The following is a 16,597-nucleotide window of genomic DNA, read 5'->3' as shown; positions in this document are numbered from 1 at the left end:
TAATGATATATTAATAATAACATTAAAATATTTTTTTGTAAAGTATTAGCTGTTAAGCAAATCTCTATTTATACTTTTATAGAAAAGTTCTTTAACCTTTTCAAAATTATTTGTTTGTCCGAGTATCCACATAAGCTTTGTAACTGCAGATTCAACAGTCATATCATAAGCCTCAAGTACATTATAATCTTTCATTATACTAAATCCGACCTCATACGTTGTAGCATCTGAACCTTCAAGCATAACCTGTGTTGCAATGACAACTATTTTACCCTCAGAAGTTATCTTTTCAAGTACCTTATTAAAATTTTTGCCCGAATTAAATGGAAGTCCTCCAACACCATAAGACTCAATTACAATTGCGTCATAATGCTTTGAAATATATTCAAGTACTTCAGGTTCAACACCCGGAGTCAGCTTTAATAAAAATACTTTTGAATTTAATTTTTCATAAAAAACAGTTTGTTTATCAAATTCTCTATCTTCAACATATTGTAAAATTCTATTGCCATCTATAAATGCAGCTACCGGATAGTTTATTGAATCAAATGCGGAATAGCTCTTTGAGCGAAGCTTCTTTGCTCTTGTTCCTATAATGGCTTTTCCATCAAACACAATATAAACTCCCCTGGCCTGTTCTCTTATTGCAAACCTTATAGAATCAAGCAAATTTTTCTTAGCATCTGTTATCAAATCTGTTATAGGTCTTTGAGAACCTGTCAAAATTATGGGCTTAGTCGAATTTTGTATAAGATATGACAATGCTGCAGCACTATATGCAAGAGTATCAGTACCATGAGTTATAATGAAACCGTCATAGTCTTCATAATTATCCTTAATTACATCTGCTATCATAAGCCAGTGATGAGGTTCTATATTTGTTGAATCTATGTTCATAACCTGCTTTACATCAATTTGTGCAAGCTCTTTTGACTGAGGTATATGATTTAAAAATTCTTTAGGATTTATTTTTGGACTTAACCCAAATTCCGTCTGTTCAGATGCAATTGTTCCACCTGTTGCAATTAAAAGTATTTTCTTTATATTTTCTTCACTATTCATATTCTCTTAAACTCTCCGAAAGTAAATTATAATTTTTATCTACAAAAGCCTTCGTAGCATCGTCTAATGTATCTCTATATTTTCCACCGTCTATTATATCTTTATATGCCAAAACTTCTGACTGCGGCTTGCCGTTTTCATCTATATATCTATTTACATAAGTTGGAATAAGCTCCACATTTGTCAAAGAAGTCACGCCATTTTCTTTATCAATATACAATTTCACAAAAACACCGGTCTCAACACCGTCTTTAGGTAGCCACTTTATTCTCTGATTAGAAATAGAATTTCCCATAGAAAAAATAGTAAAAGTCTTTTTACCGTTATAACTTGAATTTTTTACAGGTTGAAGTACATGAGGATGTGAACCCAAAACTGCATCTACTCCAAGATTTAAAAAATAATCATTAAAATATTTTTGCACTTCTGACGGTTCTTTACTATATTCTACTCCCCAATGAGGATACGCTATTATAAAATCTGCACCAAGACTTTTTAACTTACTTATATCTTCCTTTATAAGCTCTTCATCAAGCGGCGAAATCATATATGCTCTATCTTTAGGCACTAAAGATTCAAGTCCGTTAAAAATTTCAGAATATCCTATAAAACCAATCTTAATGTCATTTTTTTCAACCACAAGCATCGGTCTGTCCGCTGTCTTATATGTCCCAAAATGCTTTAATCCCGCATTATCCATTTCATCAATAGTTGTTTCTATCCCTTCAGCATGAGTATCTATGCAGTGATTATTTACCGTACTTAAAACATCAAAACCTATTTCTTTTAAATATTCAAGTGCCTCCTTAGGCGTGTTAAACATCGGATGTCCGCTTATCCGCCTATTCGGATTCACGGTACTCTCAAAATTTCCGACAGTTATATCTGATAAATCTATGTACTCTTTCATTTTTGCATAATATGTGGAAAAATCATATTTTCTCTTAGTCTCATCAAAATTTCTTATATATAGCGGAAGATGATACATGATATCTCCTGTTGCCAAAATAGTAACGCTTTTCTTTTCAGGCTTATCATCTACGTTTTTTTGCTTAACAGTATTTTTTTTAATAACCGGTTCTTTAGAAATAAAATTCAAGCCACTTATGTTTCCGTTTGTAGAATAATCAACTACAACAAATCCGACTATCAAAATTAAAATAGCACTTAGTACAAAAAATATTTTTTTCATATAAATCACCAAAACTATTATAGCATTAAATATTCATATCACATAGAATAAAAAAAAGGAAGCCAAGGCTTCCTCATTTTTAATATTTAAATTAGTTCTTCTTTTCTTCAGTTGTATTTTCAGCAGCTTCTTCAGCTGGAGCATTTTCAGCTTTTTCTTCAGTTGCGTTTTCAGCCTTTTCTTCCATCATTTCATTTGCTGGAGCATTTTCAGCCTTTTCTTCTGTCATTTCATTTGCCGGAGCATTATTTGCCGGAGCTTCATTTTTCTTTTGTCCACAAGCTACTAAACCGAACATCATAACACCTATTGTTCCTACTGCAAGAATTTTGTTTAAATTTTTCATCTTCAACTATACCTCCTATTTAATATGTGTACATCATAGTTTCATGGTGTGAAAATTATGTGTTGATATGGTAAAAAGTTTTAGAACTTTATATTATATTATTTAAATAATATTAAATATGGTAAATTTTTTAATCCTCATGTTATAATAATATGGGAGTTGAAATTAATGTACCAAGCACTATATCGTAAATATAGGTCTAAGACCTTTGATGAACTTGTGGGACAAAATCATATTACCACAGCACTTAAAAATCAAATAGCAAATAATGAAATATCTCATGCCTACTTATTCTCAGGAACAAGAGGAACCGGAAAAACATCAGCAGCAAAAATATTTGCTCGTGCTGTAAATTGTCTGTGTTCTGAAAATGGAAATCCATGCAACCACTGTGAAAACTGTCTTTCAATACTTGATGATAGGGTTATGGATGTAATTGAAATGGATGCAGCTTCAAATAATAGTGTTGACGATATTAGAGAACTTAAAGAAAAAGTTGTATATCCTCCTCAGAACTTAAAATATAAAGTATATATAATTGATGAGGTTCATATGCTATCAAAAAGTGCTTTTAATGCACTGCTTAAAGTTTTAGAAGAACCGCCTAAACACCTAATATTTATCCTTGCAACAACTGAACCCGAAAAAATACCTCAAACAATACTTTCGAGGACACAAAGATTTAACTTTAAGAGGATAAATCCCGAAATTATAATCGAGAATTTAAAAAATATAACTGCACTTGAAAATAAATCTTGTGATGAAGATGTTTTTTCATTAATATCAAATAACTCGGATGGTGCTATGCGTGATGCTCTTTCACTTTTAGATCAGTGTCTGTCTTTCACGGATAAGCATATAAGTTATAATCTTGCCACTGAAATTTTGGGTATAACATCTGATGATATACTTTTTAAAATTTCAAGAGCGTTAATAGACAGAAATCTTGAGAATGCTATCAGTTCTCTCCAGGAAATTTATTCTAAAGGAAAGGATATTTCAATTTTAATATCCGATTTAATTTCCCATTTCAGAAACCTTATGATAGTAAAGACTATAAAAAATACAAGTGAACTTTTATATACAACAAGACTTGATGATTATATAAAAGAAGCTTGTATGTTATCAGTTGATAGAATAATTGACATACTTAAAATCTTAAATGAAACTCTTTTAAATGTAAAATATGCAAATGATAAAAGAATTATCTTTGAAATGAGCATAATAAAAATAACTATGCTTAAAGATACCGTATCACTTGAAGAAAGAATTAAAGCTTTAGAAGATATTATTAATAGCGGGAATTTTAAAAATGTATCTGAAACTTCTCCTGTTAAAAACAATTTAAAATCTATAGACAATGATACAAAAATAGAAGCACCTTCTAAAAAACTTTCTCAGGAAGTTTTTCCTACAACTGTAGTTGATGAATTAAAAGATGATGAAAAAAAAGAAGAAAAATCTGATATAATAAATGATGGTAATTTAACCCTTGAAAAAATAAAATCTGATTGGAATAATATCTTGATCGAAATTAAAAATAGAAAAAGACTTAACATTCCAATTCAACTTAGCTTTGCAAAACTTGTAAACTTTAATCAAAATACACTCTTAATAGAATTTGATGAATCAAATAAATTTAACTATGAATCATTATCCAACAAGGATAATATTAATTTTATAGAAGATTTTTTAAGTAAGTACTATAATGATAAAATTAGTGTTAAAATTGTACTTACAGATAACAAAGAAATAAAACTTGCAGTAAAAAGTGCAGAAGATTTATTTGGAAGTAAAAATATAGAAATAATATAGGAGGAACATTATGGCAAAAGGATATCCCGGATTTCCAATGGGAGGAAATATGAATAATATGATGAAGCAGGTTCAAAAGCTTCAAAAACAAATGGAAGAAATGCAAGAAAACTTAAAAAATCAAGAAATAGAATTTTCTGCAGGTGGCGGCGCAGTAGTTGCAAAAGTAAACGGAAGCAAAGAACTTGTATCGATAACACTTGATAAAGAAGTAGTAGACCCTGATGATGTTGAAATGCTGCAAGATCTAATTATTACAGCTGTTAACGGGGCGATTGCATCAGTAGAAGAAAAATCAAACTCTGCAATGAATAAAATCACCGGCGGCTTAAATATTCCTGGACTATAAGATGAAAAACAGAGCAAAACCAATTGAAAATTTAATTAATCAATTAAATAAACTTCCCGGAGTTGGAAATAAAACTGCTCAGCGACTTGCATATCATATAATTGATATGGATTTTGAAAAAGTTAAGGCACTTTCAGATGCAATAACAAGCGCAAAAGAAAATGTAAAACAATGCAGCATATGTGCAAACTTTACAGACATAGATCCTTGTAAAATATGTAATGATACAAATCGAGATGAAAGTGTAATTTGTGTTGTAGAATATCCAAAAGATGTTGAAGCTATGGAACGTGCTACTTGTTATCATGGAATGTATCACGTACTTCACGGAACAATCTCTCCGAACAAAGGTATTGGACCCAACAATTTAAAAATAAGAGAGCTTTTAAAAAGACTTGAAAATAATAATATTGAAGAAATAATCATAGCGACAAACCCAACAGCCGAGGGAGATACAACTGCACTATATATTTCAAAACTGCTTTCTCCGCTTGGAATAAAAACAACAAGAATTGCCTATGGAATCCCTGTTGGTGGAGATTTGGAATATTATGACGAACTTACAATCTCAACCGCACTTGAAAACAGAAGAGAAATTTAAAATAAACTTATTATTCAACAAGTGCTTTTCCCTTGGATTTTTAAGGCTATATGCGACAACCTTGAATCTGAAATTCAACCTATGATTCATAATTTTATAATTTCAGTATTAACAGTTATAGTTGCTATTTCTGTAAAATTATCCATAGGTCTTTGCTAATAGATAAAAGGGGCTTTTAATAAGCCCCTCTTTTTTATTTTCAATTTTTATTTAATAATCCTACTATTTTAGATAATTTACTTCAAGTATACTTATAATCAAAATACTATTGAACCATAGTGTCTATAATTTCTTGTGCTTTTTGCGAAAGTCCAAGTTCTTTTCCTATATATTCAATTGAATTTTTTGTCTGTTCTTCTGTTTCAAAAGAACAGGTAAGTATTTTTATACTCAAAGATTCATTTGGACGTTTCTTATATTCAACACTTTCATCTGTGATAAAAATATCAGCCTTCAATTCTTTTAACAAATCATAATCAGGATCTTCAATATTTCCAAACTCTACCGCATCGACATATCCTTTATCTTTTAAGTTTGTCGGAACAGCAACTACATTTTCATAACCCAACTTTTCAAGTATATCTATAATTTTATCAGAACCTGCAATAACTTTTATATTCTTCATGTTGTCCGGCTCTACTTTTCCAACTTCTTCCATTGTTATCATATTTTGTTCTTTTGTTACATTATCTTTTATAGAATTATTCTTTTCCAAATTTACATTATCGGTCTGTTTACTTCCACAAGTTACAAGACATAAAAACACAGTAAAAACAGCTAACAAATAAAATGTCTTTTTCATAAATTTCACCTCTGATTTTAATATAAACAGCTGTATAGCTTACAATAATATTATATAATATTATTGTAAGCTATACAATGGAATCAAATGTGTTGGATATTACTATGGAACTCTATATTTAGTAAGATAATTATGTTACTATATCAATTAAAAACGTCGGTACTTTTGTACCGACATTTTATTTATCCTCTAAGTTCTTTTCTGTTTTCATTTAGCATTTTTATTATTTCAGATAGATTTACTTGTGTGTTTTCAAGAAGTCCATCTGCATAATCTCTTGCACCTTCTCTGATTTGGTTTGATTCTTCATTTGCAGATTTTAAAATTTCTTCTGCTCTTTGATTTGCTTGAAGTACAAGTTCATCATGAGAAATGATTTCTTCCGCATGAGCTTTTGCCCCTGCAATAATTTTGTCAGCTTCAGATTGTGCTCCTTCAATTATTGAATCTCTGTCAGAGCTTATTCTCTTTGCTTCTCTTACTTCTGTAGGAATTTCATTTTTCATTTCATTTACTATTTCAAGCACTTCTTCTCTTTCTAACATAACCTTACCTGTTAGTGGTATTTGGCTTGAAGTTTCAACTAAGTCCTCAAGTTCTTCTACTAATTCCATTAAATTCATAAAATTACCTCCTATTTAATTTCTCCTTCATAGCTTTTCCCACAACTTCGGGTACGAATAGAGATAAATCACCATCAAATTGTGCAACTTCTTTTGCAAGCGTAGAACTCACAAATATATTTTCATTTGATGATAATAAAAACACAGTTTCAACTCCATCTTTGTAGTGCATATTTGCCATGGCAAGAGTATATTCATTTACATAATCAGATGCGGATCTAAGTCCTCTTACAATTGTACGACATTTTTTCTCTTTTGCATAGTCCACAAGTAATCCTTCAAAAGAATCCACTTCAATATCTTTTTCGTCTTTTAATACTTCTTTTAATAAATCCATTCTTTCTTTAACAGAAAAAAGACCTTTTTTATTTTTATTTACAAGAACAGCTACAATTACTTCTCCAAATGTATCTTTAGCCCTCTTTATAATATCTATATGTCCATTAGTTATAGGGTCAAAACTTCCTGCATATATTACTCTCATTTTAAACTCCAAATACTCACAGAGGTACTTCCGTATTTCTTTTCTTTTATCAAATTAAGGTATTTTGTAAAATCCAGTTTTTTTGATGAATCTTCTTCAATAATTATAATCCCGTCTTTTTCTAAAAGATTTTTTTCCAATATTCCCTCTATTGATTTTAAATATAACTCACTGTTATCATAAGGAGGATCAATGTAAATATAGTCAAATTTTTCCCCACAAAGTCTGTCCATTACTTTCAAAGCTCCTGATAAAATTACTTTATAATTATTTTCACAGTGTGCTTTTTTTATATTTTTATTTATTGTATCAATAGCATCTTTATCATTATCAACAAAATAACAAAATTTTGCACCTCTTGATAAAAATTCAATTCCTATTGAACCGCTTCCCGAAAATAAATCTAACACATTTGCATCAAAAAAATTCTGTCCTAAAAGATTAAATACATTTTCTTTTATTCTATCCTCTGTTGGACGAGTTCTTAAATCTCTTGGAGATAAAAGTTTTAATCCTCTGTTCTTTCCCGAAATAACTCTCATAGAACCTCCAAATTATTTTTATTTTAACATATTTGAATATAGATAACAATAAGCTAATTTAGTATTGTCGAGTCAACTTTAAAAGTATTTGAAATTTCTTTTCTAAGATTTGAGTTTTTATTCTCAATTAATTTCCTGTCATCTTTTAAAATTTCTCTTGCTTCTATAGTAGCATATTTCAAAATTTCAGTATCTCTTACAAGATCTGCAAGTTTAAGCTCCATAATGCCGGACTGCCTTGTCCCGAATATATCCCCGCTTCCTCTTATACTCAAATCTTTATTCGCAATATAAAATCCGTCAGTTGATTCTGTCATGACTTTCATTCTCTGCCATGAAACTTTAGAATTTGAACTGTTATACAAAATACAGTAACTCTTATGAACACTTCTGCCGACTCTTCCCCTAAGTTGGTGAAGTTGTGCTAATCCGAATCGTTCTGCATTATATATTAAAATTACAGTTGCGTTTGGAACATTAACTCCTACCTCTATTACTGTAGTTGAAACAATAATATCCGTACATCCATCCTTAAAATCTTGCATAACAGAATTTTTTTCATCTGAACTCATTTTTCCATGTAATAATGCAACTCTTATATCTGAAAAATAATTTTTTCTCAAATCATTAAACACTTCTGTTGCTGAATCCAAATCAAAATTTTCACTTTCTTCAATCAAAGGGCAAATTATATATGCCTGTCTGCCTTTTTTAACTTGTTCTCTTATAAAGCTTAAACCTCTATTTAGCATAGACTCGTTTATTGCAATCGTATCTATTTTTTTCCTATTTGGAGGAAGCGTATCAATAGTTGAAATAGAAAGATCTCCATATAATATCAATGCAAGTGTCCTTGGAATGGGTGTTGCAGTCATAACAAGAGTATGTGCCGTTTTTTCTTTTGTGTTTAGTGTCTGTCTTTGTCTTACTCCGAATCTGTGCTGTTCATCAGTTATATTAAGTCCTAAATTTTTAAACTCAACTGTATCTTCGATAAGAGCATGTGTCCCTATCAAAATATCTATCTCGCCATTATATATCCCCGTCAAAATTCTATCTCGATTCTTTTTAGTTGTACTTCCAACCAGAAGTTCAACTTTAACTCCCAACGGTTCTAAAATATTTCTAAAGCTTTCAAGATGTTGCTTGGCAAGAATTTCTGTAGGAGCCATAATTGTAGATTGATATCCGTTTAAATAAGCAAGATACATTGAAATTATTGCAATTATCGTCTTACCTGAACCAACATCTCCTTGCAATAATCTATTCATTCTATTTCCGGATTTCATATCCTCAAAAATCTCATCTACTACTCTTTTTTGACCGTCAGTCAATAAAAATGGCAAATTATCTATAAATTTATAAATTCTGTCATCTATCTTATATGGAATAACTTTTACAATTTCATCTTGGTTTTTAAGCATAAAAATACTTAGCTGAAATATTAAAAGCTCTTCAAAAACAAGCCTCTGTCTTGCTCTTATAAAACTTTTTTTATCATATGGCATATGAATATTTTTAATTGCTTCATTTTTATCCATCAGATTATATTTTTTCACAAGATATTGCGGCAAATTTTCTTCAAATAAATTCATTTCTACAGCCTGATGAACTAAATTTACTATTTCATTATTAAATACACCCTTTTTTAAAGGATATATAGGGTAGATAGTTCCAACTCTATTAGCATCAGATGCTTTTTCAAATGTAGGATTTGTAATTTGAACCTGTCCTTTAAATCTATTTACTTTTCCTGAGACTAAATATTCATCATTTAAGCTGATTTGATTTTTTATAAATTTCATATTGAAAAAACTTATTTTAGCTTGACCGGAACTATCCTCAGCCAAAAATGTTGTAATGAATAAATTTTTCCTAATCTTTCGATTTTCAAGTACAGATAAAAATTTAACTCTGAAAGTTGCTTTCTCATCAATTATAGCCTCATATAATTTTTTAAAATTACTCTGATCATCATAATCTCTTGGAAAATAAGTCAATAAATCTCTAATCGTAAATATGCCCAGCTCATTAAACTTTTTTTCCCTTTTGGGTCCTACTCCCTTCAAATATCTAATCGTATCTTCTAATCTCATAAGCTAATCCCTATAAAAAAACCCACTTAAAAGTGGGCTTCATCATTCAAGTGATATTATATAATAATATAGAGGTTGACCTCCATATATCACATCTATATCTAAATCAGAATACTCTTCCTGCAATTCTTCCACAAGCTTTTCAGAAAGTTCTTCTTGTGTATCTTCTCCTCTATAGAGAGTAATCATAGAAATTTCATCATTTACCAAACTTTCGATAAGCTCTTTTGTTACATCATTTACATCCTTACCGCACGATAAAATTTCTTTTCCGCTAAGGCCGATAATATCTCCGGTTGTGATGTCTTTCCCATTCATTTGAGTATCCCTTACAGCATAAGTTACCTGTGCTGAAACTACAAGTTCAAGTGCATCAGTCATATTGCTCTTATTTTCATCAGCGTTAAGTTCTGAATTAAATGCAAGAAGTGCAGATATTCCTTGAGGCACTGATTTTGATGGTATTACATGAATATTTCTCTCACTTAATTTTTGAGCCTGTTCTGCTGCAAGAATTATATTACTGTTATTCGGAATAATGAATACATCATTTCCTCTAACCTTGTCAACTGCATTTAAAAAGTCCTCAGTACTCGGATTCATAGTCTGACCGCCCTCTACAATATAGTCGACACCAAGAGAATTAAATACATCACTCATTCCATCTCCCATAGATACAGCTATAAAAGAATAATCTTTATCTATTGCAAAATCTTCTTTAGCCTCTTCTTGAGACTGCTCCATTTGTCTTGCATTTTCAACCTCTTGTTCATTAAACAATACTTCTCTGTGTTGATATCTCATATTATCAATTTTAATATCCTGTAATCCGCCAAGTTCAACAGCATATTCAAGAGCTTTTCCCGGATGATTTGTATGAACATGAACTTTAATAAGCCCTGTTCCGGCTCCTCCTACGACTAAAAGACAATCTCCCAAAGGAGCAAGTTTTGATTTAAAAGATTCAATATCTTCATAATCTGTATTTATAATAAATTCAGTACAATATCCATACTTAATGCTTTCATCAGCAGGACCGAAATTAATCTCCTTTTGAGCTTTCTTCTTCATAACATCATCTTCTTCACCAATGATTTCTTCACCCATAAGGGCCTTATATGCTCCCTCAAGTAAAGTTACAAGCCCTTTTCCTCCTGCATCTACAACTCCCGCATCTTTTAGAACCTTTAAAAGTTCCGGTGTTTTGTCCAAAGACTTATTAGCTTCCTCTATACAAGCTTTTAAAAATTCCAAAATATCATGATAATTTTTATAATTTTTAACCGAAAAATCTGCAGTTTCTCTTCCAACAGTTAAAATTGTCCCCTCAGTCGGTTTCATAACAGCATTGTAAGTTGTTTCAGAGGCTTTTTTAAACGCTAATGCAAGCTCTTCAATACAAACCTCATCTAAACCATTAATCCCCTCAGAAAACCCTCTCAATAGTTGAGATAAAATAACTCCGGAATTACCTCTTGCCCCCATTAGAGAACCTCTTGCCGCCGCCTTTGCTATTTCATAAGCAGATTTTTCATTTTCAACTAATCCAACTTGTTTTAAAGAAGACTTAGCTGTCAAGGACATATTAGTACCTGTATCCCCATCAGGAACAGGAAACACATTTAGTGCGTTTATCTGATCCTTATTTAAAATTAAGTAGTTTACCGCACCATTAATGGCTTTTTTCAGTAAAATACCATCTAATCTTTCTATTCTCAAAATATACCTCCACTACTTAAGTCTTATTCCTTCAACAAGTACTTCTATATTTTCAACACTTAGTCCTGTTAAACTCTCTATATTAAATTTTACTCTGTCAATTATATTTTCTCCAACAGCGGAAATATTTACACCATATTCAAGCACAACATGAAGCTCAATATTTATAGCTCCATTTTCAGTATTGACCTTAATACCTCTTGAAAGATTATCAAGTCTTAAAATCTCAAGCAATCCATCAGCAGCATTTTTAGAAGCCATACCTACAATACCATAACTTTCCATTGCAGATATACCTGCTATATTAGCAAGAACATTATTTTCTATTACTATATTTCCCGATTCTGTTTTTATATTTGCAGCCATAAAGCACCTCCTATATTACTTCTTATTTTAATATTATACCATAAATCTTCACTTCTTAAATAATTTAATTGCATTCAAAAAAAATTTGCAAAATAATATACCTTTGTGGTAAAATGTATAAGCTATGAATAACTAAGGGGGTGGCATTGTGTCAAAAAAATGCGAAATATGCGGAAAACAAAAAACTTTTGGAAATACAATATCTTTTTCACATAAAAGAGGCAATAGAAGTTGGTCTCCTAATATCAGATCTGTAAGAGCTATAATTAATGGACAACATAGAAAAATCAATGTATGTACAAGATGCTTAAGATCCGGTAAAGTTGAAAGAGCTATCTAATTTTTATTTTTTTAATATCTTGCAAAATATTAAAAGTAGGACTGATATATTCAGTCCTTTTTTAGTACTTAGATATATTTTTAATCTATCCTCTACTCCTTTTCGTTTTTGAGCTTTCACATAATGAACTTGGTTTTTTTAAGATATATTAAATATAAAAAACCAAGCTAAACAATAAATTTAACTTGGTTTTCTTATCATATTTTAATTTTTACTATTTGATATATAATTAAATGCACTTTCTAACGGTTTAATAATTATAAGTATAATAATACTTGATACTGCTATTTGAATTAAATTTCCCGGAATAGATGCAAGAGGAACTACAAGAGATGAAAATAATATAGCCTCTCCGATATAATATCCCAAAACTTTTAAAATTGCAGCTGCAAAAAATGATAAAATCAATTTTTTAAATTCCACTTTATCTCCGTTGATTGCTGAAATTGCATATCCCATAACAAGACAAGTTATAAAAGTTATCGGTGCCCAAGTTACCCAACCGCTCGTCAGATCAAAAAGTCCCATTCCTATTGCTCCGCTTAACATTCCAACTTTCTTTCCAAAAAGTATCGCAGCTATAAAAAACGGAATATTACCAAGATGAATTAATCCACCTTTTGCTCCTATCGGCAGTTGAATTTTAATAAGCCATGTAAATATGTATACAAGAGCAATAAAAAGCGATGTAATTACAAGTTCTCTTACTTCTGATTTTTTCATTCGTATTATTCTCCTTTAACATAAAATAAAAGTCTGCCAAGCAGACTTATGGAGCGGATGACGAGATTCGAACTCGCGACCCTCGCCTTGGCAAGGCGATGCTCTACCACTGAGCCACATCCGCACATGGTGCCCAGAGCCGGAATCGAACCAGCGACACGAGGATTTTCAGTCCTCTGCTCTACCGACTGAGCTATCTGGGCTTATTCTTTTTTTCACTTATTTATGAAATAAACTTATCTATTTCCTATACTTCTTTATGCTCATTCTCTTTTGCTTCGCAAAGACTAAGCATCTTGGGACTCAATTTTCGCTTCGCTTATTTTCGTCTCCAATTCAGCTTATACCGACTGAGCTATCTGGGCTTATTCTTTTTTTCACTTATTTATGAAACAAACTTATTTCTTACCCATACCTTTTCAACAACAATGAATACCTTTGTCATTTCGACTGCAATGAGCGTAGCGAATGAAATGGAGAAATCTCATATTGAAAAACACCATTCATCTTTTAACATAATTCACTCAAATACTTTATTAGCTTAACACAATTTATAAAATGTGTCAACGATATCCCAAATATAATAAAAACACTTAAAATGAAATCTAATGCACACTGCTAATCAATTTGAAAACCAATTAAATGTCTGCATTAAATTTCACTTTGTTTTCTCTATTATATTTTATAAACCTAAAATAATTCTAAGCTCTTTTAATAAATCTATACTTCCGTCAACTTCATATACACCGTCTATATTTTTATATTTAGAATTAAATTTATAATACCTTTTATTTTTATTTCCAAATGGCTTAATATCATATATTCTAATATCATCATAAATTTCACTTTCATCGTAATCAAATTTAACTAATATATCTCCGTCATGAAGTGCAAGATATATTTTTGTTCCATCTGTTGTCTTTTCTAATGTTGACAATAATTCAAGAGCCTTTTTCCGTTGCTCGTCATCAATTTTTAAAGGTTTATAATTCCCATTTTCTTTAAAATCAAAAAAATCAACCTTGGAAAATCTATATTCTTCTCCGGAAGAAAATTTCAAAACTTGCAAATTATTTTTACTTTTCATTTCCATATTACTCAAATCTTTATAATTACAGGTAGTTAATAAAAATACAATAACTGTTACAATCAAAATTTTTTTCATAATAGATTCTCCGCATTATAAAATCAGTCAATTTTATCTACTAAACTCTTCAGTTCAGCTTCATTTAATTCATAGGTCTTATTACAAAAATAGCATTTCATTTCTGCCTTTTTATCTGTTTTTAATATCTCTTCAAGTTCTTTTTTACCAAGTGAAATAATAGCATCTTCAACTTTTTCTCTTGAGCAATCACAATTATAATAAACTTTTTTAACAGAGAGTATTTTTACTTCAAATCCGCTAAGTACCCGTTTAATTATATCTTCAGGCAAATATCCGTCACTTATCATAGAAGTGACACTGTCTAAATCTTTTAAATTTTTTTCAATTTTGCTTATAATTTCTTCTTCCGCTCCCGGAAGTAACTGAAGCACAAATCCTCCTGCAGCTTTTATTGTATAGTCAGTATCAACTAACACCCCAAGACTTACTACTGATGGAACTTGATCTGATGTATAAAAGTAGTTTGCAAAATCTTCTGCTATTTCTCCGGATACAAGCTGAACCTGCCCAACATAAGGCTCCTTTAAACCTAAATCCGTAACTACAGTAAGTGTTCCGTTACCGACAAGTTTTCCAACATCCAACTTATTATCAATTACTCTTGAATCTGTATCTGCTAAGGGATTTTCTACATATCCTTTTATATTTCCATCATTCTTACCGCTTACTACTATTCTTCCAATATCTCCATCGCCCTTGATGTTTATTGTTATACTGTCATTTTCATTTTTTAATGCTTCAGCCATTATAACTCCGACACTTAAAGTTCTTCCGAGTGCTGCAGATGCAGTTTTAGAAAGCGAGTGTGTCACTCTTGCCTTTTCAACTATATCTGTCGTAATAACTGCCGATATTTTTATATTTCCATCTATATCTACCGCTCTAACTAAATAATCCATTTTCTACTTCTCCACAACATATACAATTCTGTCTGATTCTTCTACATTTTCATCAAACTTATATTCATCATACATTTTAATTTTTTTAAATCCTGCATCTTTTAATGCATTACATATAAATTCTATACTATATGCTCTCTCTTCATGTTCTTCATAGAATCTTTCGTATAATTCTCCTCTGTTTTCAAAGAAATTAACACTATATAAATTTATATCCGTCTTTGCATCAAAAAAGTTTTCTAAAACACAAAATACTCCATCTACTTCATCGACATAAGTATTATCCATGTTCTCAAATTTATTTTTCGTGTTTAAGTCAAAAATAAATAATCCATTTTCATTTAATTGCATAAAAACTTTTACAAAAAGATTTTTTACATCTTTTTCATCAAGTAAATAATTTATGCTGTCGCATATTGAAAGCACAAGATCATATTTATCTTCAATATCTAAATTTTTCATATCCTGCTTAAACAATCTGACATTTTTATTTCTTAGCTTTTGTTCTGCAACGCTTAACATGTCTTCCGATAAGTCTATTGCATCAACACTATATTTATCACAAATAAGTTCAGTTAAATTTCCTGTGCCGCAACCAAGCTCCAAAACATGTTTTACTTTTTTATTTTCAATTTTTAGTATATCCTCTATAAAGCTTGATACAATATTATAATCAAAATCGTACATTAAACTGTCATATATGTTTGCAAATTCTGCATATATCATCTTAATTTTTTTACCTCATCTAAAATCTGAGAAAGTATTTCTCCTGATTTACCTCGAACTACAACCTCTGCCATTTTGTCTTGTAATGTAGGTGTGTCATTTATTATAACAAGTTTTTTTACATATCTCGGCAAATAATTTACAGGACTTACAGTTAAACTTGAACCTATTACAATAAGCAACTCCGTATCCATAAGCTCTTCTACTGCCATTTCAAAATCTCCGGGCATCATATCTCCAAACATTACAACATTCGGTCTTATAACACCCCCACATTTATCACAATGCGGCGGAATTTCTCCGGACATAACTTTTTCTTTCATTACTTTAAAAGGATAATTTTCATTGCAGGAAATACAGTGAACTCTTCCCGTTTCGCCATGAACTTCATATATATTTTTACTTCCTGCTTTTCTGTGCAAATTATCTATATTTTGAGTTATAACTCCATTTAAGAGCCCCATGTTTTCAAGTTCCGCAAGAACAATATGTCCTCTATTGGGCTTTTTTTCACTAAGGTCCTCTAAAATAACATAGCCCTCTTTATAAAACCTCTTAGGATTATTTATAAGTATATCTCTTGAAAGCGCAAGCATGGGATCCAATTTGCTATAATATCCTGTACTTGATCTAAAATCGGGTATGCCGGACTCTGTACTTATACCCGCCCCGGTTAATGCAAATGTCTTTTTTGAACTTAAAATCAAATCTCTAACTTTTAATATTTCATCCATAACATGCCTC

Annotated in this window: 19 protein-coding genes and 2 tRNA genes; 4 read left to right on the top strand and 17 right to left on the bottom strand. The window is 30.7% G+C overall.

Features of this window, described 5'->3' with window-relative positions; genetic code table 11:
• Window positions 1-45 precede the first annotated feature (45 nt).
• From HMPREF0629_RS07320 to HMPREF0629_RS07310, 3 genes are all read right to left on the bottom strand, one after another.
• Window positions 46-1,062, bottom strand: a complete 1,017-nt coding sequence (locus tag HMPREF0629_RS07320; protein ID WP_009222671.1) for an asparaginase — start codon at window positions 1,060-1,062, stop codon at window positions 46-48.
• Window positions 1,055-2,254: a CapA family protein gene (locus HMPREF0629_RS07315; protein WP_009222670.1), complete on the bottom strand. Its 1,200-nt coding sequence runs from the start codon at window positions 2,252-2,254 to the stop codon at window positions 1,055-1,057. Before HMPREF0629_RS07315 ends, HMPREF0629_RS07320 begins: the two co-directional genes overlap by 8 nt.
• Window positions 2,255-2,345: 91 nt before the next feature.
• Window positions 2,346-2,600 (bottom strand): ferrichrome-binding periplasmic protein, encoded by a 255-nt coding sequence (locus tag HMPREF0629_RS07310; RefSeq protein ID WP_009222669.1) that lies wholly within the window; start codon window positions 2,598-2,600, stop codon window positions 2,346-2,348.
• 168 nt (window positions 2,601-2,768) lie between these two features.
• Here HMPREF0629_RS07310 and dnaX point away from each other — a divergent pair, with 168 nt between their 5' ends.
• From dnaX to recR, 3 genes are read left to right on the top strand one after another with little or no spacing between them, the layout of a single operon-like run.
• Window positions 2,769-4,415 carry a DNA polymerase III subunit gamma/tau gene (gene dnaX, locus HMPREF0629_RS07305; protein WP_009222668.1) on the top strand — a complete coding sequence of 549 codons (1,647 nt, stop codon included), beginning with the start codon at window positions 2,769-2,771 and terminating at the stop codon, window positions 4,413-4,415.
• A gap of 10 nt (window positions 4,416-4,425) precedes the next feature.
• Window positions 4,426-4,764, top strand: a complete 339-nt coding sequence (locus HMPREF0629_RS07300; protein WP_009222667.1) for a YbaB/EbfC family nucleoid-associated protein — start codon at window positions 4,426-4,428, stop codon at window positions 4,762-4,764.
• A gap of 1 nt (window position 4,765) precedes the next feature.
• On the top strand, window positions 4,766-5,365 hold the full coding sequence (gene recR / locus HMPREF0629_RS07295) for a recombination mediator RecR (protein ID WP_009222666.1): 600 nt from the start codon (window positions 4,766-4,768) through the stop codon (window positions 5,363-5,365).
• A 265-nt stretch (window positions 5,366-5,630) separates the two neighbouring features.
• Here recR and HMPREF0629_RS07290 read toward each other — a convergent pair whose 3' ends face one another.
• From HMPREF0629_RS07290 to HMPREF0629_RS07260, 7 genes are all read right to left on the bottom strand, one after another.
• Entirely contained in the window at window positions 5,631-6,167 is a 537-nt protein-coding gene (locus HMPREF0629_RS07290; RefSeq protein WP_039856954.1) for an ABC transporter substrate-binding protein, read from the bottom strand.
• 182 nt (window positions 6,168-6,349) lie between these two features.
• A complete protein-coding gene (locus HMPREF0629_RS07285; protein WP_009222664.1) occupies window positions 6,350-6,790 on the bottom strand; it encodes a hypothetical protein in 441 nt (146 codons plus the stop codon).
• 4 nt (window positions 6,791-6,794) lie between these two features.
• Entirely contained in the window at window positions 6,795-7,274 is a 480-nt protein-coding gene (coaD, locus tag HMPREF0629_RS07280; RefSeq protein ID WP_009222663.1) for a pantetheine-phosphate adenylyltransferase, read from the bottom strand.
• The gene (gene rsmD / locus HMPREF0629_RS07275) at window positions 7,271-7,816 is read right to left on the bottom strand and encodes a 16S rRNA (guanine(966)-N(2))-methyltransferase RsmD (RefSeq protein WP_009222662.1); all 546 of its coding nucleotides are present in this window, start codon (window positions 7,814-7,816) and stop codon (window positions 7,271-7,273) included. The genes coaD and rsmD overlap by 4 nt, the downstream gene beginning before the upstream one ends.
• Window positions 7,817-7,869: 53 nt before the next feature.
• Window positions 7,870-9,912 (bottom strand): ATP-dependent DNA helicase RecG, encoded by a 2,043-nt coding sequence (gene recG / locus HMPREF0629_RS07270; protein ID WP_009222661.1) that lies wholly within the window; start codon window positions 9,910-9,912, stop codon window positions 7,870-7,872.
• A 42-nt stretch (window positions 9,913-9,954) separates the two neighbouring features.
• The gene (locus HMPREF0629_RS07265; protein WP_009222660.1) at window positions 9,955-11,631 is read right to left on the bottom strand and encodes a DAK2 domain-containing protein; all 1,677 of its coding nucleotides are present in this window, start codon (window positions 11,629-11,631) and stop codon (window positions 9,955-9,957) included.
• Between the two features lie 12 nt (window positions 11,632-11,643).
• On the bottom strand, window positions 11,644-11,997 hold the full coding sequence (locus HMPREF0629_RS07260) for an Asp23/Gls24 family envelope stress response protein (RefSeq protein WP_009222659.1): 354 nt from the start codon (window positions 11,995-11,997) through the stop codon (window positions 11,644-11,646).
• A gap of 148 nt (window positions 11,998-12,145) precedes the next feature.
• On the opposite strand from HMPREF0629_RS07260, the gene rpmB reads away from it, so the two are divergent.
• Window positions 12,146-12,337: a 50S ribosomal protein L28 gene (gene rpmB, locus HMPREF0629_RS07255; protein WP_009222658.1), complete on the top strand. Its 192-nt coding sequence runs from the start codon at window positions 12,146-12,148 to the stop codon at window positions 12,335-12,337.
• A gap of 204 nt (window positions 12,338-12,541) precedes the next feature.
• On the opposite strand, the gene HMPREF0629_RS07250 is transcribed toward rpmB, so the two are convergent.
• The 7 genes from HMPREF0629_RS07250 to HMPREF0629_RS07220 form a co-directional block, all read right to left on the bottom strand.
• Window positions 12,542-13,060, bottom strand: a complete 519-nt coding sequence (locus tag HMPREF0629_RS07250) for an ECF transporter S component (RefSeq protein ID WP_009222657.1) — start codon at window positions 13,058-13,060, stop codon at window positions 12,542-12,544.
• 49 nt (window positions 13,061-13,109) lie between these two features.
• Window positions 13,110-13,184 (bottom strand) — tRNA-Gly (locus HMPREF0629_RS07245).
• A 3-nt stretch (window positions 13,185-13,187) separates the two neighbouring features.
• Window positions 13,188-13,263: transfer RNA gene (locus HMPREF0629_RS07240), tRNA-Phe, on the bottom strand.
• A 479-nt stretch (window positions 13,264-13,742) separates the two neighbouring features.
• Window positions 13,743-14,225, bottom strand: coding sequence for a membrane lipoprotein lipid attachment site-containing protein (locus tag HMPREF0629_RS07235; RefSeq protein WP_009222656.1), 483 nt, complete (start codon window positions 14,223-14,225; stop codon window positions 13,743-13,745).
• A 23-nt stretch (window positions 14,226-14,248) separates the two neighbouring features.
• Entirely contained in the window at window positions 14,249-15,127 is an 879-nt protein-coding gene (hslO, locus tag HMPREF0629_RS07230) for an Hsp33 family molecular chaperone HslO (RefSeq protein WP_009222655.1), read from the bottom strand.
• Window positions 15,128-15,130: 3 nt separating this feature from the next.
• The gene (locus tag HMPREF0629_RS07225; protein ID WP_009222654.1) at window positions 15,131-15,853 is read right to left on the bottom strand and encodes a class I SAM-dependent methyltransferase; all 723 of its coding nucleotides are present in this window, start codon (window positions 15,851-15,853) and stop codon (window positions 15,131-15,133) included.
• Window positions 15,850-16,587, bottom strand: coding sequence for an NAD-dependent protein deacylase (locus HMPREF0629_RS07220; protein ID WP_009222653.1), 738 nt, complete (start codon window positions 16,585-16,587; stop codon window positions 15,850-15,852). The genes HMPREF0629_RS07225 and HMPREF0629_RS07220 overlap by 4 nt, the downstream gene beginning before the upstream one ends.
• Window positions 16,588-16,597: the final 10 nt, after the last annotated feature.

Origin of the sequence: Peptoniphilus sp. oral taxon 386 str. F0131, from assembly GCF_000090945.1 — a bacterium.
GTDB lineage: Bacteria > Bacillota > Clostridia > Tissierellales > Peptoniphilaceae > Anaerosphaera > Anaerosphaera mikwangii.
The sequence above is the reverse complement of the archived record's forward strand: the minus strand, read 5'-3'. Positions and strand labels throughout refer to the sequence as shown.

What these genes read in the sequence shown, in the direction of transcription:
- HMPREF0629_RS07220 (WP_009222653.1), bottom strand. Translation starts at nt 16,587, where the DNA reads ATGGATGAAATATTAAAAGTTAGAGATTTGATTTTAAGTTCAAAAAAG.
- HMPREF0629_RS07225 (WP_009222654.1), bottom strand. Translation starts at nt 15,853, where the DNA reads ATGATATATGCAGAATTTGCAAACATATATGACAGTTTAATGTACGAT.
- rsmD (WP_009222662.1), bottom strand. Translation starts at nt 7,816, where the DNA reads ATGAGAGTTATTTCGGGAAAGAACAGAGGATTAAAACTTTTATCTCCA.
- hslO (WP_009222655.1), bottom strand. Translation starts at nt 15,127, where the DNA reads ATGGATTATTTAGTTAGAGCGGTAGATATAGATGGAAATATAAAAATA.
- HMPREF0629_RS07235 (WP_009222656.1), bottom strand. Translation starts at nt 14,225, where the DNA reads ATGAAAAAAATTTTGATTGTAACAGTTATTGTATTTTTATTAACTACC.
- HMPREF0629_RS07260 (WP_009222659.1), bottom strand. Translation starts at nt 11,997, where the DNA reads ATGGCTGCAAATATAAAAACAGAATCGGGAAATATAGTAATAGAAAAT.
- dnaX (WP_009222668.1), top strand. Translation starts at nt 2,769, where the DNA reads ATGTACCAAGCACTATATCGTAAATATAGGTCTAAGACCTTTGATGAA.
- HMPREF0629_RS07250 (WP_009222657.1), bottom strand. Translation starts at nt 13,060, where the DNA reads ATGAAAAAATCAGAAGTAAGAGAACTTGTAATTACATCGCTTTTTATT.
- coaD (WP_009222663.1), bottom strand. Translation starts at nt 7,274, where the DNA reads ATGAGAGTAATATATGCAGGAAGTTTTGACCCTATAACTAATGGACAT.
- HMPREF0629_RS07315 (WP_009222670.1), bottom strand. Translation starts at nt 2,254, where the DNA reads ATGAAAAAAATATTTTTTGTACTAAGTGCTATTTTAATTTTGATAGTC.
- recR (WP_009222666.1), top strand. Translation starts at nt 4,766, where the DNA reads ATGAAAAACAGAGCAAAACCAATTGAAAATTTAATTAATCAATTAAAT.
- HMPREF0629_RS07310 (WP_009222669.1), bottom strand. Translation starts at nt 2,600, where the DNA reads ATGAAAAATTTAAACAAAATTCTTGCAGTAGGAACAATAGGTGTTATG.
- HMPREF0629_RS07320 (WP_009222671.1), bottom strand. Translation starts at nt 1,062, where the DNA reads ATGAATAGTGAAGAAAATATAAAGAAAATACTTTTAATTGCAACAGGT.
- HMPREF0629_RS07285 (WP_009222664.1), bottom strand. Translation starts at nt 6,790, where the DNA reads ATGAATTTAATGGAATTAGTAGAAGAACTTGAGGACTTAGTTGAAACT.
- recG (WP_009222661.1), bottom strand. Translation starts at nt 9,912, where the DNA reads ATGAGATTAGAAGATACGATTAGATATTTGAAGGGAGTAGGACCCAAA.
- HMPREF0629_RS07290 (WP_039856954.1), bottom strand. Translation starts at nt 6,167, where the DNA reads ATGAAAAAGACATTTTATTTGTTAGCTGTTTTTACTGTGTTTTTATGT.
- HMPREF0629_RS07300 (WP_009222667.1), top strand. Translation starts at nt 4,426, where the DNA reads ATGGCAAAAGGATATCCCGGATTTCCAATGGGAGGAAATATGAATAAT.